Annotated in this window: 17 protein-coding genes; 9 read left to right on the top strand and 8 right to left on the bottom strand. The window is 59.3% G+C overall.

Features of this window, described 5'->3' with window-relative positions; genetic code table 11:
• Positions 1-226: 226 nt before the first annotated feature.
• The gene (locus tag J3R75_RS18210) at positions 227-1303 is read left to right on the top strand and encodes a glycoside hydrolase family 88 protein (RefSeq protein ID WP_307264733.1); all 1077 of its coding nucleotides are present in this window, start codon (positions 227-229) and stop codon (positions 1301-1303) included.
• A 48-nt stretch (positions 1304-1351) separates the two neighbouring features.
• Complete coding sequence (locus J3R75_RS18205; protein WP_307264731.1) at positions 1352-2335, top strand: NAD(P)-dependent oxidoreductase; 984 nt, start codon at positions 1352-1354, stop codon at positions 2333-2335.
• A gap of 231 nt (positions 2336-2566) precedes the next feature.
• Here the strand turns inward: J3R75_RS18205 and J3R75_RS18200 are convergent, their stop codons facing one another.
• Together J3R75_RS18200 and uppS are read right to left on the bottom strand one after the other, a co-directional pair.
• Entirely contained in the window at positions 2567-3430 is an 864-nt protein-coding gene (locus J3R75_RS18200; protein WP_307264729.1) for a phosphatidate cytidylyltransferase, read from the bottom strand.
• Positions 3427-4158 (bottom strand): undecaprenyl pyrophosphate synthase, encoded by a 732-nt coding sequence (gene uppS / locus J3R75_RS18195; RefSeq protein ID WP_307264726.1) that lies wholly within the window; start codon positions 4156-4158, stop codon positions 3427-3429. The genes J3R75_RS18200 and uppS overlap by 4 nt, the downstream gene beginning before the upstream one ends.
• Before the next feature lie 293 nt (positions 4159-4451).
• On the opposite strand from uppS, the gene J3R75_RS18190 reads away from it, so the two are divergent.
• The 3 genes from J3R75_RS18190 (at position 4452) to J3R75_RS18180 (ending at position 9320) form a co-directional block, all read left to right on the top strand.
• On the top strand, positions 4452-6041 hold the full coding sequence (locus J3R75_RS18190; RefSeq protein ID WP_307264724.1) for a trypsin-like peptidase domain-containing protein: 1590 nt from the start codon (positions 4452-4454) through the stop codon (positions 6039-6041).
• A 241-nt stretch (positions 6042-6282) separates the two neighbouring features.
• Positions 6283-8400 (top strand): pyruvate formate lyase family protein, encoded by a 2118-nt coding sequence (locus tag J3R75_RS18185; protein ID WP_307264720.1) that lies wholly within the window; start codon positions 6283-6285, stop codon positions 8398-8400.
• A gap of 5 nt (positions 8401-8405) precedes the next feature.
• Complete coding sequence (locus J3R75_RS18180) at positions 8406-9320, top strand: glycyl-radical enzyme activating protein (protein WP_307264717.1); 915 nt, start codon at positions 8406-8408, stop codon at positions 9318-9320.
• Between the two features lie 12 nt (positions 9321-9332).
• Here the strand turns inward: J3R75_RS18180 and J3R75_RS18175 are convergent, their stop codons facing one another.
• The 3 genes from J3R75_RS18175 to J3R75_RS18165 all read right to left on the bottom strand — a co-directional run bounded on the left by J3R75_RS18175 (position 9333) and on the right by J3R75_RS18165 (position 13284).
• Positions 9333-10139, bottom strand: coding sequence for a sugar phosphate isomerase/epimerase family protein (locus tag J3R75_RS18175; RefSeq protein WP_307264713.1), 807 nt, complete (start codon positions 10137-10139; stop codon positions 9333-9335).
• A 73-nt stretch (positions 10140-10212) separates the two neighbouring features.
• On the bottom strand, positions 10213-11826 hold the full coding sequence (locus J3R75_RS18170) for a hypothetical protein (protein WP_307264710.1): 1614 nt from the start codon (positions 11824-11826) through the stop codon (positions 10213-10215).
• Positions 11827-11883: 57 nt separating this feature from the next.
• Positions 11884-13284: an ABC transporter permease gene (locus J3R75_RS18165; RefSeq protein ID WP_307264707.1), complete on the bottom strand. Its 1401-nt coding sequence runs from the start codon at positions 13282-13284 to the stop codon at positions 11884-11886.
• Positions 13285-13876: 592 nt separating this feature from the next.
• Between J3R75_RS18165 and J3R75_RS18160 the strand changes: the two genes are divergently transcribed.
• Entirely contained in the window at positions 13877-14530 is a 654-nt protein-coding gene (locus J3R75_RS18160) for a DUF1559 family PulG-like putative transporter (protein ID WP_307264703.1), read from the top strand.
• Positions 14531-14780: 250 nt separating this feature from the next.
• On the opposite strand, the gene J3R75_RS18155 is transcribed toward J3R75_RS18160, so the two are convergent.
• Positions 14781-15959 (bottom strand): SGNH/GDSL hydrolase family protein, encoded by a 1179-nt coding sequence (locus J3R75_RS18155; protein WP_307264700.1) that lies wholly within the window; start codon positions 15957-15959, stop codon positions 14781-14783.
• A 504-nt stretch (positions 15960-16463) separates the two neighbouring features.
• Here J3R75_RS18155 and J3R75_RS18150 point away from each other — a divergent pair.
• Positions 16464-17705, top strand: coding sequence for a hypothetical protein (locus J3R75_RS18150; RefSeq protein ID WP_307264698.1), 1242 nt, complete (start codon positions 16464-16466; stop codon positions 17703-17705).
• 24 nt (positions 17706-17729) lie between these two features.
• Here J3R75_RS18150 and J3R75_RS18145 read toward each other — a convergent pair whose 3' ends face one another.
• Positions 17730-18731, bottom strand: coding sequence for a helix-turn-helix transcriptional regulator (locus J3R75_RS18145; protein WP_307264696.1), 1002 nt, complete (start codon positions 18729-18731; stop codon positions 17730-17732).
• 150 nt (positions 18732-18881) lie between these two features.
• Here J3R75_RS18145 and J3R75_RS18140 point away from each other — a divergent pair, with 150 nt between their 5' ends.
• Both J3R75_RS18140 and rpmA read left to right on the top strand, forming a co-directional pair.
• Positions 18882-19118 carry a hypothetical protein gene (locus tag J3R75_RS18140; protein ID WP_307264693.1) on the top strand — a complete coding sequence of 79 codons (237 nt, stop codon included), beginning with the start codon at positions 18882-18884 and terminating at the stop codon, positions 19116-19118.
• Between the two features lie 428 nt (positions 19119-19546).
• Positions 19547-19813, top strand: a complete 267-nt coding sequence (gene rpmA / locus J3R75_RS18135; protein ID WP_307264690.1) for a 50S ribosomal protein L27 — start codon at positions 19547-19549, stop codon at positions 19811-19813.
• A 163-nt stretch (positions 19814-19976) separates the two neighbouring features.
• Here rpmA and hydF read toward each other — a convergent pair whose 3' ends face one another.
• Positions 19977-21161, bottom strand: a complete 1185-nt coding sequence (gene hydF / locus J3R75_RS18130; protein ID WP_307264686.1) for a [FeFe] hydrogenase H-cluster maturation GTPase HydF — start codon at positions 21159-21161, stop codon at positions 19977-19979.
• Between the last annotated feature and the right edge of the window lie 44 nt (positions 21162-21205).

The following is a 21205-nucleotide window of genomic DNA, read 5'->3' as shown; positions in this document are numbered from 1 at the left end:
GCTTAACTATGCTTAACCCCAGGCTTTAGCCTGAGGACGCAGCCTGCCAACAGGCAGTGCCGCGTAGAGGCACCACAGTTTTGGTTATCAATCACTGATCGATTCCCCTGGCTGTCCGTCCATTTTGGGAGGCTGTTTCGCTGGTATGGTAAGATGGGTTATATTGCGCCGTCACGCATTGGCTGTTAATTGGCGAGCAAGGTTCAGATAACATGGAGGTTTGGCGATGTCATTGCAGGCGGAGTATGGCGAAGTCGCGTTGGCGGCCTGGGAACGCTACAAGAGCTTTTCGCCCTTTCGGTCGTATTGTTCGATCTTGGCGATGACGGGCGCCGCGCGTTTGGGGAAGATCATTGGCAGTGAGGCGTTGTTGGACGACGTGCGCGGTTGCCTGCGGCCCTTTTTGGCGGGCCAGGTCGAGAAAGTCGGCGGTAGCTACGGCGCGACGGTGTACCGTTTTGGGGGCAATGCGGCGGCGTGGCTATTGGTGCGGGGGCTGCTGCCTGAGGCGAAGGACGTCATGGTCGCCTCGGCTGAGCTGTTGTGTCGGAACTACCCGCGTGATGTGGACGGTTGTTTTGGCAAGAGTGAGGCGATGCCGAGCTTCATCTGGATTGACACGGTTTTTGGCGTCTGTCCATTTTTGTTGTGGACGGGCAAGGCCGCCAGTCGGCGGGATTTCATTGACGAGAGTGTGCTTCAGATGCTGCGGCATCACGACAGGCTGTTTGATCCCGTGCTGAAGCTCTATCACCAGGCCAGCAATGCGCGGGGTAGTGGCTGTTTGACGCCGGCGCATTGGAGTCGTGGCGTGGGCTGGGGGCTGTTGGCGCTGGCCGAATTGGTCTATGATTTGCCCAAGGAACATCCCGGCTACGAAAAGATACTGACGGCCTATCGCCAGGTGCTGGAAGGTTGTCTAGCCACGCAGGACAGCGACGGCATGTGGCATCAGGCGATGGAAGCGCCGGACAGCTATGTGGAAAGTTCCGGCAGCGCGCTGATTCTTTACGCCATTGGCCGTGGGCTCAAGAATGGCTCCATTGACCGCGAGCGGTTCCTGGGGCCATATATGCGAGGCCTGCGTGGCCTGAGCCGTTATGTGTCCATCGACGGCTCGGTGTTCAATGCCTGCTGCGGCTGTCTGGCGCCCGGCGCTGGCACGGTGGCTGACTACGCCGCGCATCCGCACAAGGTCAACGACGAGCATTCCTCGGGGCCGGTGATCTACGCATTCAGCCAGGCCGAGCAGCTGCGGCAGAAGGGCGCGATACCGCCTTTGGCTGAACTGCTGCGGGGGTGAAGGGGCGACGGCCTTGATAGATTTCTGATAAACGAGAAAGGGCAGATCATGCTGAAATTACTGTCATTGTGCAAGATAGCCGATGCGGCCGCCAAGGCGCGCATTGCGAAGGACTACGACATTGCCGAGGTGGACGGCCCGGTCAAAGAAGAGGACGTCCTGCGGCAGATCGCCGGTTACGACGCTGTGATGGTGCCGTTTACGGCTGACAAGCTGGTCAGCGAACGGGTGATTGACGCCGCGCCGGATCTCAAGCTGATTGCATCGACCTATGGCGGCGCCCGGCAGAACATCGCGGATGTCTATGCGATCAAAAAGGGCATTACCGTCATCCACAGTGGCGCATCGCGGGAGCGGCCCATGGCCGAGTATACCTTGGCGCTGATACTGTCGTCGCTGTTGCGGGTGCACTGTTATCATCACGACATGGTTTCTGGTGAGGATTGGCCGCGTTTCAAGTATGAGCGCACACGCATTTTGCGTGGTCGGTCACTGGCGGTGATTGGCCTCGGTCGCATCGGCCGGGCGATACTGGAGCTCTGCCGGTGTTTTACGGACGATTTGGCGGTGGTCAGCCGGCACCTGACGGCGGCGGACGCTGCGACGCTCGGCGTCAAGCTGCTGACGCTCAATGATGCCTTTCGCAGTTGCGAGGTCATCGTGCTGGCGGGCGGCAGCACGGCGGATACCTACCACATGATCGGCGCCGAACAATTCGCGCTGATGCGCGAGCAGGCGTTGTTTGTGAACATCGCCCGCGGCAAAATGGTCGATGAACAGGCGATGATCGCCGCCGTGCAGACCAAGCCGATTTTTCTGGCGCTGGATGTCTTTGAGGAGGAACCGTTGGCGGCAGATTCGCCGCTACGTGCCTGCGATCGAGTACTGCTGACGCCCCATCGCGCGAACAACTCTATTGAATTCGAAGAGCGCTGGGGCTGCTTGGCCGAGGGTTTGGAGTGCTTTGCCCGCGGTGAGACGCCCGAGTCGGCGCTAACCTTGGCACGCGCTGCGGTCATGAGCGAGTCGTGAGCAAGACCGGGGCGAAGGCAAGCTATATAGCCGTGTATTTTGGTTTCGCATGCAGACCATCGTCGGTCTGGCTGTAGTGTTTTTATGAGATGTTGCCTGTCAGTACCAGTCGCTCTTGTTGCGTCGGGGTGGGTGGGGTGCACCTATCAAGAAAAGCGTACTGTATAGCCATGCGTAGAATTAGTTTGGCTGCTATCCGTACGTTGCGACGGTCTCTTTCGCTTGCGTTTATTACAGCGCGGTACGGAAGACGAGAAAAGCGTAGAAGACGGGTGCCATGGGGATGAGACTGTCGAGGGTGTCGAGCACGCCGCCGATGCCGGGGATGTGTCCGGAGTCCTTGACATTAGCGGCGCGTTTGATGGCTGATTCGGCCAGGTCGCCGACCAGTCCAAGCAGTGAAGCGATGATGCCGAAGATGACAGCGTCGGCGAGGCCAAAGGGGGTCTGGCCATTGATGCTGATGGCATTTACGCCCCAATAGTAGCAACCCACGGACGCGGCTAGGGATGTCACCGTGCCGCCGATGAGGCCTTCCCAGCTCTTTTTCGGGCTGATGATTTTGGAAAGTTTGTGGTTGCCCTTGGGGAGCTTGGCGGTGAGAGTGCCGGCGACATAGGCGCCGGTGTCGGCCAGCTTGGTGATGGCGATCATGTAGAGCAGCAGCAGCCGGCCGTGGCCGTTGCTGTCCATAAAATAGATTTTTGGGATGAAACCCAGTGACCAGCAGAAATAGAGGAAGACGCCGAGGGACACGAGCAGACTGTGGACATTCTGGATGCTCGGGCCGTAGTGCAAGACCACGGCAAAGGCGGTGGTGCAGAATAGTGCCAGCAGCAGGGTGTCGATCAGATACTGCAGGCCGACTGCCGGGAACATGGCGCCGAGGATGAAGCCGGCGCCGCAGATGAACGCCAGGCCGTTGAAGACCTTGCCATGCGCGAGATTGAGCATGGTGAAAAGTTCGTGACAGCCGAAGAAAAGCATGCCGAAGGCGAAGACCAGAAAAAAGAGACTGCCGTAGCCGCCGGGGAGAAAGAAGGCCAGGGCGACCAGAACCAGCAGGGGCAGGGCGCTTTGCAGGCGTTGGATCATGACGGGACTCCTCCATACCGGCGCTGCCGCCGGGCGTATTCCGCGATGGCCGCGGCGAATTCGTCGTCACCGAAATCGGGCCAAAAGGCGGTTGTGAAATAGAATTCGGCGTAGGATGCCTGCCAGAGCAGGAAATTGCTGAGGCGTTGTTCGCCGGCGCTGCGGATAATGAGGTCGGGGTCTGGCAGATCGGCAGTTTGCAAGTGCTCCGTGATGGTCTCTTCGCTAACGTCGGCGGCTTTGAGCTGGCCGTCCTGGACTTTCTGAGCAATGGCCTTGACGGCGGCGGTGATTTCGTTGCGGCTGCCGTAGCTCAAGGCGATGGTCAGTACTCCGGCGTCATAATGGGCGCTTTTAGCGATGGCTTCCTGGAGTTTTTTGCGGACAGGGGCGGGCAGGCGTTCCATTTCGCCGATGATTTTGAGGCGGATGCGATACTTGTCCAGCATGGGCGACTGCTTGTCAAGGAATTCGCCGAGCAGCTGCATGAGTGCGGCGATTTCGCTGGGGGAGCGTTTCCAGTTTTCAGTACTGAATGCGTAAAGCGTGAGGTATTTGACGCCGAACTTCTGGCAGTTTTCGATGGTGCGCACGACGGCGTCGGCGCCGGCGCGATGGCCTGCTGAGCGGCCCAAGCCCCGTTGCTGTGCCCAGCGGCCATTGCCGTCCATGATGATGGCAATGTGCTGTGGCGTGGCCGCTGATGTTGTCGTGGCGTGGTCGCTCATGGGCAAAAAGCAAGGCTAGGGAAAGGGCGGCGAAATAGGAGGGGCTAGGCTGTGGTGGTCGCGGCAGAAAAAGCCGCATACTCTAACCCGCCGCAGGCAGAAAAACAAGCAGCAGAGGCGCAGGCAGTGAAGACGGATCGGTCTGATCGACTGTCTTTTATCGCGGACGGATCGGACGGATCGGACGGATCGGACGGAACGGATTAAGGCGGACACATAGGTCCGCCCCTGATCGGTCTGATCGGTCTGATCGGTCTGATCGACGCGTCAGCGTTGTTGCCGGGACCGAGTTCTTGGCGGAACTTTTGGGGCTGGTCACGGTCACAAACGCCGGTTTTGCCGAGTGGCATTTTGCATACTTTTCACATAGAACAGAAAGGCAGTTGATTATGATCATGAAGAGTATTTCTGGGTTGATGCTAGGTGTTTTTATTGCGGTAACGGGCGGTGGCGCGCTTTTGGCTGTTGCTGACGAATCACCGGCGCTGCGTGCGGCGATGCTGGTTGAGGACGCCTTTGCGGAGGTGGTTGAGCGGGCAAAGCCGGCGGTGGTGGTGATCACCAACAAGCAGCGTGCGCCGGCGCCACGGGAGATACCACCGGAGTTTTATTATTTTTTCGGGCAGCCCATGCCACCGCGGCGGGGGCCTGGGACGGATCGTCCGAACAAGCCGGTGCCAGCGGGGAAGGGCTCCGGGGTGCTAGTCAGTGCGGAGGGACATCTTGTCACCAACTTCCACGTTATTGAGAACTATGAGTTTCTCGAGGTGAAGACTGCAGATGGCACGGTATATGATAGTGAGAAGGATCCGGAAGCGGTGACGGTTATTGGCGTGGATCCGGAGACAGACTTGGCCGTACTGCAGCTGCGCAATGGCAAGAAGACGAAATATCCCTTCCTGCGTTTTACGGAAGCGGAGAAAGTTCGGGTTGGCCAGTGGGTGATTGCCATCGGTGCGCCATTCAACTTGGATTATTCGGTGACGGTTGGTTGTGTGAGTCAGAAGGGCCGCTATGACATGGGCATGAGCACCTACGACAACTACATTCAGACGGATGCGTCGATCAATCCCGGTAACAGCGGCGGGCCTTTGCTGAACATCCATGGCGAGATAGTCGGCATTAATCAGTTTATCATGACAGGCGGTAGAGCATCGCAAGGCAGCGTTGGCATTGGTTTTGCTATTGCCTGTGATTTGGTGAAGCAGGTTGTTGATGTATTGGTGGAGGACGGCGAGGTCATCCGGCCGTTCTTAGGTATCAGCATGCAGGAACTGACCGGTGATCTCAAAGATCAGTTTGCTGCCGACTTTGGCGTTATTGTCAGCGGCTTGGTGCCTGGCGAGGCCGCAGAAAAAGCAGGTATTGGTGCCGGTGATGTTATTCAGAAGATCGGTGAGAAGACTGTTCATACCATGCATGACCTACGACTGGCCGTGACGTCCTACCGTCCTGGGGACACGATAAAAGTCACGCTGTTGCGTAATGGCAAGGAAATGACCTACGAGGTCGTGGCCAGTCGTCGCGGTACTGATGGTGGCGTTGCGGGCTTGGGGCAGTCGCCGTCTCGGCGCAGCCAGCAACGCGATTTGAGCAAATTAGGTCTGCGTTTGAACGAGCAAGACGGCCAAATTGTGGTATTGGAAGTCTTGCCTGATGGCGCGGTCGCCAATGCCGAAAATGGGGACATGCGCATTATGCCTGGCGATATTATCCACGAAGTCAACCGGCAGAGTGTCAAGACCGTTGCTGAGTTGGCAGAGGCGGTCAATGCCAGCGTCAAGAACAACATTGTGCTTAGGATTGAGCGGAAGCTTCCCAATCAAGCCAATGCGTATTATTTCTACTTTGCCGTGCCAATGGCCGACGACGACAAAAAATGACGCGCTGTGGTGCTGGTGTTAGCCATCGCAGATACGACGACGCATTGCCCGCCAGTGGCTATTAGCCTTGGCGGGCGGTATCGTATACGAAGCAAAATGCTGTTTGCCTTGAGGCACGATTCGGTATGTTTCTGCTTGGATTGCGCATTGTAAAGTCGCCAGGAAACATTAGCATAATGCCCGTTCTTGAAGAGCCATCGATGTAATTGAACTTATTTCTTAGGTTATTGGAGAAAGCCCGATGACTGCAGCTGCCTTGTGGGGCCATTACGACGCAGTGCGCGATATGCTAGAGAAGCAGTATCGTCTGCCAATGAATCCAGCCACTGGCTTGGGGCCGGACGCGTTGCTGGCGAAAGTCCGGCAGTATCTGGCCACGACTGGCGCCGGTCAGCCGCGGATTAGCCAGCGGGCGGAGATGCTGCGCATAGTCCTTACGGACGCGGCCATTCGCGTGGATCCCGACGACTGGTTCGCGGATCATATCGACAGCGGCCGCGTCCTGTGGAAGATCCAGCAGGAATGGATGAATGAAGCCGGAAAGAAACTTGGTTTAAGTGACTGGCGACTGGGTGACTGCGCCTATGGCCGGCTCGACCTGAGCCACACATCGCCCGGTTGGCGCAATGTTCTCAAGTATGGCGCGGCGGGCCTGCGCGACCGCGCTAACGCCGCGCTGGCGACAGCGCCAGACGATGAAGCCACGGACTTCTTTCGCGCGGTGGCGATTGTCGGCGAGGCCATGCGCACGTATATCTTGCGTTTGGCTGCGGAGGCCGAACGCCTGGGGGCGCAACGGGTAATTGCGACGTTGCAGGCACTCGCTGAACGGCCCCCGCAGAGTTTTCACGAGGCGCTGCAGTGGGCATTTCTCTTCAATCAAGTGCAGGAGATTGAGGGCGAGTACGTCCGTTCGCAGGGCGTTTTTGACCAACTGTTCTTTCCCTACTACGATGCCGATCTGCGTAGCGGCCGGCTGACGCGTGAGCAGGCCAAAGAGCTCATCCACTGCTTTTTTGACAAACTTGCCGCGCAGCATTTTGGCGCGGGCAACAACATTTGTTTTGGCGGTCGTGATGCCGTTGGCAACGACCTCTGCAACGACCTGACGCGGCTGTGCCTCGAGGTCTTTGCCGAGCGCAAGACGATTGACCCCAAATTGTCGTTGCGGGTGCATCGCAACAGCCCGCCGGACATTTTGGCGCAGGCGGTGGATGCTGTGCGCAACGGCGCCAATGCCATTGTTTTTGCCAACGACGACATTGCCTTTGAGATGTTTATGCGTCATGGCAAACGACCGGACGACATTGTTGATTTTGTGCCCATCGGGTGTTATGAGCCGGCGATCATGGGCAAGGAATTGTGCTGCAGTATGAGCGCCCTGTGCAATATGGTCAAGCCCTTTGAGGAGCTGATGGCGGCCCTGCCGGCACCGCAGAGCATGGACGAGGTACTGCGTGGTTACGAGTCCATCTTGGCTGGGCATTTGCGGCAGGCGATGGCCGAGACCTGCGCTTGGGAGTTGGAGTGGCCGCGGGTGAACCCCTCGCCGGTGTTGTCGGCCAGCATGGACTCGTGCTTTGCTAAGGGGCGGGATGTCTCTGCCGCAGGCACTGAATACAGCACCTCCGGCGTGATGTGCGCCGGCATTGGCACGGTGGCGGATTCACTGGCCGCTATTGAGTATCTGGTTTTTACGGAAAAGCTATGCAGCTGGGACGAGTTGCGGCAGGCGCTACAGGACGACTGGCAGGGCCACGACGAGCTGCAGCTGCTTGCGCGTCGGCGGGCGCCAAAATGGGGCAACAACGAGGCTAGGGCTGACCGTTTTGCCGTGGCGGTCTGTCATGCGACGGCGGAGCTGATCAACAACACGCCGAACAGTCGTGGCGGTCATTTCCAGATGGGTTGCTGGTCCATTGACCACTCGGTGAACATGGGTGAGCGCAGTGCCGCCACCCCTGACGGCCGGCGCAATGGCGAGCCTCTGGCGAAAAATGCCGGCGCGACGATTGGCATGGACAAGAAGGGCGTCACCGGACTGCTGAACAGCGTGACCAAACTCGATGCCACCGACTTTCCCGACGGTTCGGTGCTGGACATTACTCTCCATCCCACGCTGGTGCGGGGAGCCACCGGCGGCAAATGCCTGCAGGATATTTTGGCGACTTTCTGCCACAAAGGCGGTTTTTTCATCCATTTCAATGTGTTTGATGCCGAGACGCTCAAAGCCGCACAGGCCAGCCCTGAGAAATATGCGAACTTACAAGTGCGCGTATGCGGCTGGAACGCCCGTTTTATTGACCTGTCGCGCAAAATGCAGGACTGCTTCATCCGTGAAGCCGAAGCGAAAGCATAGTAATTATGACGACGGGGCTGGTATCAGGCGTCAAGAATCTCGAAACTCACGACGGCCCGGGCATTCGTACGACGCTGTTTTTGCAGGGCTGCTCGCTGCGTTGCCGGTGGTGTCATAATCCCGAGAGCATCAGCCGCAAGCCACTGTTGCTTTATACGGACATCCGTTGCGTGTCCTGTGGCCGCTGTGTGGCAGTTTGCCCGAGTGGCGCGCAGGCGCTGGATGCGGCGGGCAGGCATGTCTTTGATCGCAGCAAATGCCGGCGCTGTGGTCGCTGCGTTGACGCCTGCCTGCTGGACGTGCTGCGCTTCTCGGCGCGGGAAGTCAGCGTCGACGATGCCTTGGCGCTGCTTTTAGAAGACCGCGATTTCTATGAGCAATCCGGTGGCGGCGTGACCATCTCCGGTGGTGAGCCACTGTGCCAGACAGATTTTTGCGCGGAGCTCCTGCGGCGGTTGCGTGCCGAGGGCGTGCATACGGCGGTCGATACCTGCGGGAATGTGCCTTGGGACGCATTTGCGCGCGTGTTGCCACATACGTCACTGTTTCTCTACGATCTCAAGGTGATGGACTGTGAGCGACATCGGGCCTTGACGGGCTGTGGTAACGAGCTAATTCTGGCAAATCTGCAACGCCTGGCGGGGGAAGGCGTGCCCATTGAAGTGCGTATGCCGTTGGTACCGACGTTGACCCTGTCGCCGGCGGAGGGCCGCGCTGCCGGTGAGTTTCTTGCGGCGCTGCCGCAAGCCGTAACGGTGCGGCTGTTGGCCTATCACGATTATGCGCGGGACGAGTACCGTTATGCCGGCATGGTTGACAGCATGCCGAGAGTGTCCAGACCGTCGGTTGGCGACCTGGAAGAGGCCGCCGGAATACTGCGCGGATATGGCCTGCGGGTGATCAACTCGCTGGCAGAATAAGTCAGGGGCGCGTCAAGACCACTTGCTCAGCCAATGCATGGCTGATGCCAGGGCGGCGATGCGGGCGCGTGGGGATTCGCCGGGTACCGACACCTCGAAGTTGAAGGGGCCACCGTAGCCAATGCCGCGCAGGGCAGCCATGAAGGCCGGCCAGTCAATGACACCCTTGCCGGGGAGCCAGTGTTTTTCGTCAATGCCGTCGTAGTCGCTCAGATGCAGCGTGATGAGATTCTTCCCCAGCGCCTTGACCCATTGGTGCAGGTGAGCGTACTGGTCCATGCCGTGATTGACGTCCAGACAGACACCACAGACATCATTGCCGAGGCGTTCGACGAAGCGTTCGAGTTCAACCAGGCAGTTGCCAATGCAGCTGCGGGGGAGGAGTTCAATGGCCATTTTCACGCCGGCCTGGCGGAATTCGGCGCTGAGTTCGGTGAGAGTCTGCAGGCTGCATTCCAAGCGCGCGGGGCGATCGGCGGCACTGATGGGCTCGGAACTGGCGTGGATGACGACCATAGGCGCCTTGAAGAAGCGTGCGTCGGCCAATGCCTGGCGCAGGCTGGCCAGAGCTGCGGCAGTTGTTGCCGGGTTGGACGGGTCGATGCCGGCACCGAAATCGGCGTGGATGGTCATGGGGCGGATGCCGGCCTGCTGCATGGCTGCAGCGAGGCGCTCGTGGCCGCGGTCAACGCCCTTCAGTAGCGGCGTGGTGTAGATTTCGGCGGTGCGGATGCCCGAGTCCGACAAGGCCGCAAGCATGTCGTCATTGACGGGCTTGGCAAGGGAGTGGAGGGATACACCGAGAGCTGGGCTGAACATAGCGGCAGGGCTCCTCTTGGGCGAACGCGCAATCGTGGATTGACAGCAAGCCGGCTCAGTGTCGGCGGGCTGATTACTGAACAACGGGTGCTGCGATTTCGCCGGCCTCGGGGATGAATTTCTCGCCGGCTTTGGGCAGGCGTTCTTCCAGACGTTTGGCCATCGGCGCGGGGATGCGCTGCTTGGTCATTTCCAGCGAGGTGATCTGCATCTGCTTCCAGGGCGGCAGCGCGCGGCGTTTTTCCGTGCCGGTGACGAATTTGCGGTAGCGGTCGTAGAGCTGCTGGGCGATGGTGAGGTAACCTTCGGCGACCTCGTCTTCGTCGATGGCGAGCTGGTAGTAGGCGTTCATGAGGTAGCTCTGCACCGTGCCTTGGGCGACGGGGTAGGACGCGGCCTCCATGTCATCGGCGAGTTCCTTGAGGACGAATTCGTCCAGCGGCTTGGCAAAACGCGTGCCGTAGCGCTCGTAGGTGTTGCCGAGGGCGAGGATTTCGGCGGCCTTCTTCTTTTCGCCGAATTTGTAGAGAGTGACGACGGCATTGACCAGGAAGTTGCCGTAGGCGCCGCCGATGGTATTTTCGTCATAGAGGGCCCAGGCGTCCTGGTAGCTCTTGTTGACGGCGTCGATGATGTGGATATTCGGGGTCATTTCCAGGTGCTGGATGTCTTTGAGGTACACCAGGCGACCGGTTTCGAAGGCTGCGGCCAGGGATTGGAAGATCATGCGGTCGCAGCTGAGGCGTTTGAAGGTGTCCTTGTCGTCGGTCCATTTTTCGCGGCCGCGTTCGGCCCAGTAGATGGCATGTGCCTCGGCGAGGCGCCAGTCGAGGTCGCCGTATTTGGCATTGAGTTTTTTGAGCCAGTCCGGGAGCAGGCGGTACTTCATGACCATCCAGCGGCGGCGCAGGGATGCTTCGACGATGCGTTCGCTGCCCAGTTCGCGGAGTTCGGCTGCGACCTCGGGGGGGATGACGGCCAGCTCGCGGAAATGTCGTTCGAAGTCAGCGAAGTCCTTGTAGCCATGGCTGGCAAGGATGCCCCAGACGTCATTTTTGCCGCCGAGGGCAGCGCGGAGCTTCTGTTCATTTTCGGGCGCCTTGATCAGTTCGTCCCATTCGCCGTAGAAATCGCCGAAGAGGCGGATCATTTCCTTGGCGAACTCGGTTTTGTAGTAGCGGTTGGCGTCATCGAGGTCTTTGCCGAGTTTATGCTGGTATATCCAGCCCAGTTGGCGGAAGAGTTCGGGGTCGCCGGGGTTGTATTCGAGGGCTTCATCGCGGATGAGTTCGATGCCGCGTTTGACCCAGCGCCAGCGGTCTTCGAAGCTGGTGAAGGTAACAGAGACATTGTAGGCCATGTTCCAGGCCAGGAAGGCGTGTGAGCCAGTGAAACGGGGCTGGAGTTTGACGATCCAGTCAGCAAGCTGCACCATTTCGAAGTAATTGCCTTCGTCCTGCATTTTGCTGGAACGCAGCCAGAGGTAGTCGGCAACCAGGCCGCGGAAGCCGCCGAGAGCGACGCTGGTGAAGGCCACCAGTGGCGGGGCGTTTTCCAGCGGGTCGTCATCGGTGAGGCGCTCATTGTAGCGGATGGCGTTCATGCGGCCTTGGATGGCCGAGAGCGCGGCGCCGAGGATAAAGAAGGCGACGATAAAAATGAGGATGCTGCTGGCTAGTTTTTTCATGTGACGCTATGGCTATGGTGTTCGTATATAGTGGTCGTGAATGAGTCGCGGCGGGGGCTATTTTCTGATGACGGTGCCCAATTCCCGGCGGGTAAGAATCCAGATGCCGACGCCGGCGATGAGGCCGGTACGCAGACAGAAAAGGGTGGCGAAGGCCATGCCGATGCGGCGGCCTTCGACGAGGCGGCCGCGGGCCAAGTCCGACGTGGCGTCAAGGTCATCGACGGAGACGACGAGTTGGCCGACGACCTGGGCGAATTTATGCGCGGCCATATCGCTGAAGCCCTTGTATTTCCATGACCCGTCGTCGTTCTGCAGGGGCGCGGTGATGGCTGCCTGGACGGACAGGCCGATGACGAGGTATGCCACGGCGACGAATGCAGCCACCGGCGTGGAGAAGGCCGCGCTGACGGTGCAGCCCAGTGCGGCCAGGAAGGCCAGTTGCAGGACAGCGAGGACCATCGCCCGCCAGTAGTTGGCGGCAAAGCCGGCTACGGCGACGAGGATGGCGGGGCCGTCCTGGGCCTGGAAGACTGCGGAGGTCGGTTCGGCGCCTTCCCAGTATTCCACCGGTGGGTTGATGTAACGCAGCACGACGCGGTTGTCGTTGTCTTTGTCAATGGTGAGGTTGGAAATGGGCATTTCCTGGAAGCTGCCGCCCATGACTTTCAGTTGTTGATAGACGAAGGGATCGGCGATGGTCGCGGCGGCGGTGGGGTCTTTCAGGCCCCACAGACAGGGCATGAGCTGCTGGTTGGTGCTGGACGTGGAACCGGAAAACAGCCGATAGCGGATAAAGAGCGGGTCGTCTGCGGATTTGGTCTGGACGCCGGTGAAGGACCAGTTTTTCATGTGGCCGGGCTGGATGTCGCCGCTTTTGGCGACCAGTTGGCGGCGGAGTTCGGCCTTGACGGTGGCGGGATCCTGGCCGGCGAATTCGTCTTGGCGGCGTTCGTAATCGGCGTCGACCTGGGTGTCGAACTGCTCGGGGTCGGGAAAGAAGGCCCGGCGGCCGACGCGGATTTCCTTGTCGAGGCGGGTAAGTTCGACCTCGGAGAAATTGCCTCTGGCGACTCGCCATTGGATGAGTGCGAAGACGATGGCGGCCGAGACCAGGAGGATGACGCTGTGCATGGCGAAGATGCCGAACCACTTGCCGAGCCAGAGCAGCCAGCGTGGGCAGGGCTTGGACACGACCAGGTGGATGTTGTAGGCCTCGATTTCGTGGGATAGTTGCGAGCAGGCCAGCCACAGCGTGGTAGTGGAAATGAGGGTGACGACAATGCCCAGTGAGTAGGTGAGTGATATCTGTACCAGGCCCACGGCGGTGCCGTCGCCGGACACAGTCATGGGCAGGAGAAAGACCGCTAGGAGGATGAGGACGAAGAGGATGTGGAACACTTTTGAACGTATGGCAGAACGCATGGTCTGCTGGACGATGGCAATGAAGGCTTTCACGTTGGACACCTACCCGTTATTTCATGCTTAGATGAGCGTTCTGCTACAGTTTCCATCACAGTAGTCGCTTCAGACAACAATTCCACCGGCATGTGCCATGGCTCGTGCTACGTGCTGTTGCCTGTCGACCTGGGGCCGTTGGCAACTGGCGCATTGAGGCAAATCATTGCACGGCATGCCTGCCACGGGAGTGTGGTAGAGCGAATCGTGGGATTCGCCTCCAGCGCCCGTCGCGGGCCGGGCCACCGGTGGAAAAAGACATCTGCGGCGAAGCCCTAGTATAGCGAATCAGCGGGGCCTTTTCAATGGCTGGCGAGGTTTTTCTGCCCGTAGGCGAACGGCGGTGGCGGGCGGTGAAAAACGAGGCGCGTTGAGCAAGACTGGCGCCTCAGGCGTTGCTGGGGTGCAGGGGGCTGCAGTGCCATTGTCCTACTGGTTGTTAGCACCCAGCTTCACGAAACAGCGGGTGTTTTTTTGCATGGTTGTTGATGCTTGTATTTGTGATGCTTTGTTGTTATCATGTATGTAGTTGTGCGCTTTTGCGGGTTTTTACGCTTCTTGTGCTGACGAAACAATGAAAAGGAGGCTGATTATGTCCAGGCTCGCACGTGTGTTTACGCTGATTGAGTTGTTGGTGGTGATAGCGATCATTGCCATTTTGGCGGCGATGCTGCTGCCGGCGTTGAGCAAGGCGCGGGAGAAAGCGCGGACGATTGGCTGCGTGTCCAACCTCAAGCAGCTGGGGCTGGCCAACACCATGTACGCCAATGACAGCGAGGATTTTTTGCCGCCGGTGTACACGGCATTGGACGGTGCGACTCACGCGCCGTGGTGGTGGGAACGGCTGCAGCCTTATGTGGGCGACTGGAAGACCTACGGCTGCCCGTCAAACTCGACCATTTGCGACACGTGGGCCTGCAAGTTGGATGGCGGGGCGCTGGCGCCGACGCGGAAATTTCATTATTGCGCGTTGCAGACGCATATATGGGTTGGTGACGGCAAACAGAAATCGCGACGTTTGGCGGATTTCAAAGAGCCGTCGGCGCTGCTGGTATATGCCGAGCGTAATTACGCCTATACGCATTTCTGTCCCAGTTGCAACGCTTCTTCTGAACCTCCACGCACGGACTTGCACAACAACACCATGAACGGCATCTTTGCCGATGGCCACGCGGCGGGCCATAACGCCAATCAGGTGCTGAGCACGTCCACGGGCGGCAAGCTTTTTGGCCACGGTCAATTCTGAGGACAAGTCGGTTTTTCAACTCAATGTAAAACGCCTGACGGTGATGACATCGTCAGGCGTTTCCTTTATTTGCGCGGTGCACTGGGGGCTGTAGGGGGCTGTAGGGGGCTGGCGCAAGGCGCAGTATGTTGGCCGGTGCATGGGTTGTCGGGGCGTTTGTTTCGCCGCCATCGTCGCGCTTGCTGGTCGCCTCTTTGATGTCCGGACGGAGGGTGGAATCAGCGCCGAGGCGGTTAAGCCCGGTAGACGTTTATTTCACGCCGGCGCGGAGAACGGCTCGCAGTTCGAAGGCGTGGCCATCGCTGTCGGGATGTTTCTCGGTCAGGACGTCGATGGTCACGACATGGCGTCCGGGCTTGTTTTTGCAGATCAGTTGGTATGGCGTGTAGCCGCCCCAGGTTTGTGCGAACCAGGCGTCGACGACGGTGACTGGTTCGCCGTCGATGCTGATGCGGGCTTTGCCCATGGGGCCTTTGATGCGCCAGAAGAGCATGGCGATGGTGGAGCCGTCCATGGTGAAGGAGATGCTTGCACCGGGGGTGGTTGTTATCCATGGCTGGCCCCAGCGGCGGTCGGCGGCGCCGAGGGTGAAGCCCTTGTTGCTGATGATGTCGAGGCTTCCCGGATCGATGACCTCGCCGGAATCGAAGGCGGTGCCTACCAGTGGCGCCGGCAGCGTCGCGGTGCTGATGGCGACAGGGGGTGCGGCGGGCGTTTCGGCGAGACAGTCGGCGAGGAACTGATTGACAAGTGCGGCGCAGTAGGTATGGCCGATGTCATTGGGGTGAACGGTGTCGGGTGAGAGATCGCTCCATTCCAGTTTGTCGGCGGCGATCAGTGGCCAGAGGGCGTCGCGGTAACTAATTGCAGGCACCTGGTAGTGTTTAGCGACATCAAGGTGGAACTGCTGGGCATTGCCGCCGTTGCTGTTCATAGTGTGGAGCATGACAACTGCCGGCTGCTGCTCCTGGCTGAGGATTTGGCGCAGCAGGCCTTCCATGGTTTCAATGGCGTCGGCATTGGCGGTGTCATTGACGGAGAATTCGACACCGACGACGTCGGGTCGCTGGCTAAGCAGATCGCGCTGGGCGCGGTGGATGGCCAGGGCCGTGCCGGTCGCGCCAATGCCCGCGTTGACGAAGACGACCTCGCTCTGCGGGAAATTCTTTTCCCACCAGGCGGCGAATTGCCGTCCCCAGCTGTAGTCGCTCTTGCTGGTTTTGGCGCCGGCGGTGATGGAGCCGCCGATGACGCCGACGACGATTTTTTCGCCGTTGCGGGCGCGTTGGCAGGCGCGTTGCAGGCGGCTGGTGTCGCCGTGGTTGGCGATGGCCTGGGGGTAGATATCCGCCAGCGGCGGGTAGGGCTTGCCGCTGGGGGCGCTGCCGGCGAGGGCCATGGCGAGACCGAGGCTTAGGATTTCGGACATGGGTTGCTCCTGTATTGGGTGACGACAATTGGGCGGGTGGGCGACGTGTTGCGCTAATGTAGAATCCTGGCGTGACAAAGCAAGGCTGAGGCGTGTGCACAAATAACAAGGGAGGTAGTGCCTCACCGGTTGGCGCTAACCGGTCTCCGGGGACGCCTGGGACCGAGGGGACTGGTTGGTGCTGCGCTGGGGTGAGGACTCACGACGCATAAGGCATGGTCCCATGGATTGGACGGTGGGGACTTTCTGGACCGTGGGGAATGACGCATTGGCCTCAAGGGACTGATAGGCCGACGTCTGGGATGCTTGGGCGCGCCGCCGTCCCGGCGGCATTCATCCTGTTGTGTGGACGCAAAAGAAATTTTGCATGGCATGATGGGTGTCGGACAATAGGTGTCCGGTGGCGGTAGCGATAGTAATGGCAGCGAAGAGAACGCGTCGGGGGGGGGCTTCCCGGCCAGCAGTCTTTGGGGTATCACACACAGCCAGAAAGGGACACATGCCATGACGACCATAAGCGAGCAACTGCAAGGGGAACTGGAAGATCTGCGTCGGGATGAGGACTTCATGCTACAGCACATGAAAAAAATGACCATCAGCCGTGCTCTGGGATTTGGCAATAACCTGGGCATTCAATGGATGCGCACCACGAAAACCATGGTGGACGGCAAGAGCCAGTGGCGTTCGGAATACCTGTCGTGCGCCGACGTTTTTCGCAGTGTTGATATGCGGGAGTTGCTGGTAGCCGTGTTCTGGCTCATGCAAGGGCGTGGCCCCATGAAAAAGGCAGCGATGGCCGAGATAGCCCCGCCGTCTTTCTGGCTGGAGTTTCTTCATGTTGCCCGCGAGGCCAAATGGCAGGGGCAGAAGGTGCATTTGGCGTTGGTGAGCACGGCGTCATGTGCGGTGCCGGCTCATATTCGGCTTGCGTCGTGGATATATCTGTTGGAAAGAAGTCCGCGGGCTCTGAGTCGTGCCGGTCTTGATGCGGAGGGCTTTGAGTTGGAACAGGTCCGATTCGATGCCAGGCATGAGAAACGTTGGCGGGAACTGACGGCGATGGGCGTCGAGGCGATGTTCGAAAAGCGTTGTTATCAGGCCAGTTTTGCGTCGGACATCTCGCCGGTGAAGAAAGCAGACTGGTTTTCCTTTGCCATATTGAAGCACTGTCTGGAGATTGTATGCATGTGGCTGGAGAACTTTAGTGAGGCCGAGTTGGGCATGACCTATCGTGATATTCTCATATATGCCGTAGGTCATTATCGCGGTGTTGACGCAGCCATCCTGGTAAAAAAGCTTGAAGAGTTGCGGCCGGGGCTTTGCACGGGTTTTCGCGATCGCCACGGCAACAATCTGCTTTGGTACACGGCGACGTGCTGGCAGCCACGGAAAAAAAGGCCGAAGGGATTAACCACCGCGCAAGCATACCAGCTGTACCTGCAGAGCGGGAAGTCGCCGCTGCCGCCGGCAAAGTGGGTGGTATCCAGGCAGGCCCCATGGGAGGAAGTGGCCCAGAATTATACCCATCTGGCAAAGGAGCGCGAGGGCAGTCGCAATCTGTTGAAGTTGCTTTGTGCGCTTGGCGTATCGCCGCAGGCGCCCAATGCGCTGGGATTTTCCTTCCAGGATCTCGATGACTACGCCAGCATGGTGGGGAAGCGGTGGCAGATACTGCGCATCAACACGCGACTGCCGGGCTTTGCCGACAGTAAGGCGTGGAAACGCCCGCGGTGTCTGACGGTGTGAGCGAGGGAGGCGACAGGAGTTGGCTCAGCTTTGCAGGCGCAGGACAGTTTTGGCGATGCCGACAACAGCCTGGCGGAGCGAGTCGGGGCTGAGGACTTTGACCTGGCCGCGGGCCCAGAAGATCAGATCGATAGCTTCGTGTTCGGCGACATCGTGCAGGGTCAGCAGTAGGGAGCCATCGCTCTTTTCCTGCAGGCAACTCGGCTTGTTGGCATAGCGTTCGCGGAAGGGTTTGGCGGAATCGGCTTGGACGTGCAGGCGGACTTCCGCCAGGCGCGGGAAATTGAACAGCTTGCCATCGTTGATACCGTCCAGGAGATGCTTGTCACTGGCGAAGGACTCGTCAGTCATCTCGGCGGCGCTGATGCGATGCAGGGCGAGAATGGTGTTGAGGGGTTTGCTGTAGCGGTATTTCGGTGTGCCGACCAGACGTCCTTTGAGATACCAGACGCCGGCCTGCCAGGCGATCACATGGGGTTCAAAGATTTTGTCGCTTTCCTTGCCCTTGGCGGTGCTGTAACTCAGACGCAGCCGCCGCCGTTTTTCCCATGCTTTGAAGACGGTGCAAAAGATATCTGGTGAGAGCGGCAGTTGCACTGGGTTGATGACCTGCATCATGTCAAGTTCAGCCGAATCGCCAAAGCCCGTTTTATTGCGGGTCAGCAGTGCCTGCACGGCCTTATTGATTTCTGAGCGCAGGGGTTCGGGCATCAGGGACTGCGCAGCCATTTGGCCAAGAACGGCGCTCTTCATCTCAAAGGGCTCGACCATGAGTTTTTCTGAGTACCAGTCGAGGTCGGTCAGAAAAAAGCCGTGTTCAGTCGGCTCGTAGTCGACTGGTGCCCCAAATTCCGTGCGCAAGACGGCAATGTCGCGCTGAAACGTCTTGTCTGACAGATTGTATGCTCCGGCAGGGTCACGCCGCTTCATTTCGGCCATGAAGAGGTTGTAATTGGGGAAGCTGTTCTTGCGCAACAACTCAACAATGACCTGGAGGCGCAACAGCTGATTTTTGTTTGCTGGCATGAGTACAGACCTCCCGAAATTCTGTTATCAGAACTACTCCCCGTTGCCCAAGGCGGTGTGCGCGGGGCAAGACCGGGCGAACAATAACCCCGGCGGCGCCAAGTGCAAACGACGCGTGTGGTGACCAGTGTCGCCGAAGGTAATCGGTCAGTGTACACCCCGGCGCTTCGCTGGGACAATTTGCAGGAAACCTGCGGCCCGCCGCCGTCCAGCCATCCGACCTTGATTTCCGCCGACCTTTGCGGCAGCGTGTTTCATAGGAGTAACCACCCCGGTGGGGAAAACACCGGGGACAATTTGCAGGAAACCCACGGCCCGCCGCCGCCCAGTCATTCAACCTTGATTACCGCCGACCTTTGCGGCAGCAGGTTACATAGGAGTGATTGATATTTGCCGGTGCCGGAGGACCACTGGGACCGGGGAGACACCTTGGCGACTGCGCGCTGGGGCGAGGACTCACGGACTCATGAGGCATGGTCCCATGGATTGGACTGTGGGGACTTTCTGGACCATGGGGAATGACGCCTTGGACGCTGGGGACCGGTTGTGGACTGCCGGGACACCGGGGACTCACTGGCGCGACGGCCAGGATGTGTCCATTGCGTCCATAAAAACGCTCAGTGTCCCGCCCGGAAAGAGGCGGCGCTGGTGGCCGGCTGTTATCAATGGCGTCCCGGTTATGATTTTTCCTGGAAATGGGCTTGTTTTTCGTTGCAGTTCATGCTTTTGGGGCTATATTTGATAATCTTTGTTGCTAAGTCATGCTTTGATCAAGGCATAGTCATCATATATGAACGTCGAATGGAGGTACTATTATGGCACATAAGAAGGGTCAATCCTCAAGCCGCAACGGTCGTGACAGCAATCCGAAATACCGTGGTGTGAAGGCCTACGGCGGCCAGACCGTCAGCGCCGGCAGCATCATCGTCCGCCAGTGCGGCACCGTCTTCCGGCCGGGCAAGAACGTCGGCTTGGGCCGTGATTTCACTCTGTTCGCGCTGTGCGACGGCGTGGTGCAGTTTGGCAAGACCAACCGCAGCGTCAACATTCTGCCCATCGTGGAAACCGTGACTGCGGGCTGAAGCGAGCAAGAACGCTAGCAACAGACATTGTAGCCCCTCGGATCAGCAATGACCCGGGGGGCTTTTTGCGCTTGTGAGGGTGGGGGCGCAGGCAGAGTGGACTCAGTGGACGCGGCGGACAGCCGGTCTATGGCTAGTTCATCAAGTCCATGGCGGTTACACTTCAGGCCAGCGGTTTGATGGCGCGTTGGAGGATGCCGTTGACGTGTGCGATAACGAGCCCGTAGTTGGTCATAGGCACGCCTTGGTCGGCGGCACATTGGTAGCGGTAGCGCACTTCGCGTTCGTTGAGCATGCACGAGCCGCAGTGGATGATGACTTTGTAGGGCCGGAGGTCTTCGGGGAATTGCGTTCCGGAGCTGGTTTCGATGACGATGTTCTTGCCGCTGAACTGCTTGAGCCAGCGGGGGATTTTGACGGTTCCGATATCGTCGCATTGACGGTGGTGGGTGCAGCCTTCGGAGATGAGGACGCGGTCGCCGTCGGCGAGGGCTTCGATGGCCTTGGCGGCGGCGATGGCGGCGGGCAGAATGCCTTTGTAGCGTGCGAAGAGGATGGAGAAGGACGTCAGGGGAATGTCGTCGGGCACGACGGTGCCGACTTCGGCGAATGCCTGGCTGTCGGTGATGACCAGACGGATGTCTTGGCCGTAGCGGCGCATGATGTCGGGCAATGCCGGCAGCTGGCAGGCCATGGCGACGGCGTCGGCATCGAGGATGTCCCGCATGACCTGCTGTTGTGGCAGAATCAGCCGGCCTTTGGGCGCGGCAGCATCCACGGGAATCACCAGCAGCACCAGATCCTGAGGCTGCAGCAGGTCGGCGACCAGCGGCGCGCTGTGCTCCTGTTTATGCAGGGTGGCGATGAGCTCTTTCAACGCGTGGATATTTTCGCCGCTGCGGGCGCTGACGGCGATGGCGGGAACGCCGGCAACTGCTGGCGCCGGTGCAGGCGCCAGGTCGCTCTTGTTAAAGACAACGACGGCGGGGATATTCTTGGCTTGGAAGAGCGCGAGCAGGTCCCGGTCGTCGCTGTTGAGGCCCTCGGCAGCGTCGACGACTAGAACGGCCACGTCGCTTTTGTTGATGACTTGGCGAGTTTTGCTGACGCGCAGGGCACCGAGCTCGCTATCGTCGTCGGTGCCGGCGGTATCGATAAGCACGACGGGGCCAATGGGCAGGATTTCCATGGTCTTGAAAACGGGGTCGGTGGTGGTGCCTTTGACTGCCGAGACGATAGCGAGGTCCTGGCCAGTGATTGCGTTGATCAGACTGGACTTACCGGCATTGCGGCGGCCGAAAATGCCGATGTGGACGCGATTGGCGAGGGGCGTGTCATTCATACCCATTGGGTGGATCCTCCGAGGGCGTTGTCTGTCAGTGGTGCTGGTCG

This window comes from Oligosphaera ethanolica, from assembly GCF_030814695.1.
Taxonomy (GTDB): domain Bacteria; phylum Verrucomicrobiota; class Lentisphaeria; order Oligosphaerales; family Oligosphaeraceae; genus Oligosphaera; species Oligosphaera ethanolica.
Note: the sequence above shows the minus strand (reverse complement) of the source record. Positions and strands in the feature narration are given on the sequence as shown.

Bases quoted from the DNA above. Each gene is read 5' to 3' on its own strand.
- J3R75_RS18210 (WP_307264733.1), top strand. From the start codon at position 227: ATGTCATTGCAGGCGGAGTATGGCGAAGTCGCGTTGGCGGCCTGGGAA.
- J3R75_RS18205 (WP_307264731.1), top strand. From the start codon at position 1,352: ATGCTGAAATTACTGTCATTGTGCAAGATAGCCGATGCGGCCGCCAAG.
- J3R75_RS18200 (WP_307264729.1), bottom strand. From the start codon at position 3,430: ATGATCCAACGCCTGCAAAGCGCCCTGCCCCTGCTGGTTCTGGTCGCC.
- uppS (WP_307264726.1), bottom strand. From the start codon at position 4,158: ATGAGCGACCACGCCACGACAACATCAGCGGCCACGCCACAGCACATT.
- J3R75_RS18185 (WP_307264720.1), top strand. From the start codon at position 6,283: ATGACTGCAGCTGCCTTGTGGGGCCATTACGACGCAGTGCGCGATATG.
- J3R75_RS18180 (WP_307264717.1), top strand. From the start codon at position 8,406: ATGACGACGGGGCTGGTATCAGGCGTCAAGAATCTCGAAACTCACGAC.
- J3R75_RS18175 (WP_307264713.1), bottom strand. From the start codon at position 10,139: ATGTTCAGCCCAGCTCTCGGTGTATCCCTCCACTCCCTTGCCAAGCCC.
- J3R75_RS18170 (WP_307264710.1), bottom strand. From the start codon at position 11,826: ATGAAAAAACTAGCCAGCAGCATCCTCATTTTTATCGTCGCCTTCTTT.
- J3R75_RS18160 (WP_307264703.1), top strand. From the start codon at position 13,877: ATGTCCAGGCTCGCACGTGTGTTTACGCTGATTGAGTTGTTGGTGGTG.
- J3R75_RS18155 (WP_307264700.1), bottom strand. From the start codon at position 15,959: ATGTCCGAAATCCTAAGCCTCGGTCTCGCCATGGCCCTCGCCGGCAGC.
- J3R75_RS18150 (WP_307264698.1), top strand. From the start codon at position 16,464: ATGACGACCATAAGCGAGCAACTGCAAGGGGAACTGGAAGATCTGCGT.
- J3R75_RS18145 (WP_307264696.1), bottom strand. From the start codon at position 18,731: ATGCCAGCAAACAAAAATCAGCTGTTGCGCCTCCAGGTCATTGTTGAG.
- rpmA (WP_307264690.1), top strand. From the start codon at position 19,547: ATGGCACATAAGAAGGGTCAATCCTCAAGCCGCAACGGTCGTGACAGC.
- hydF (WP_307264686.1), bottom strand. From the start codon at position 21,161: ATGGGTATGAATGACACGCCCCTCGCCAATCGCGTCCACATCGGCATT.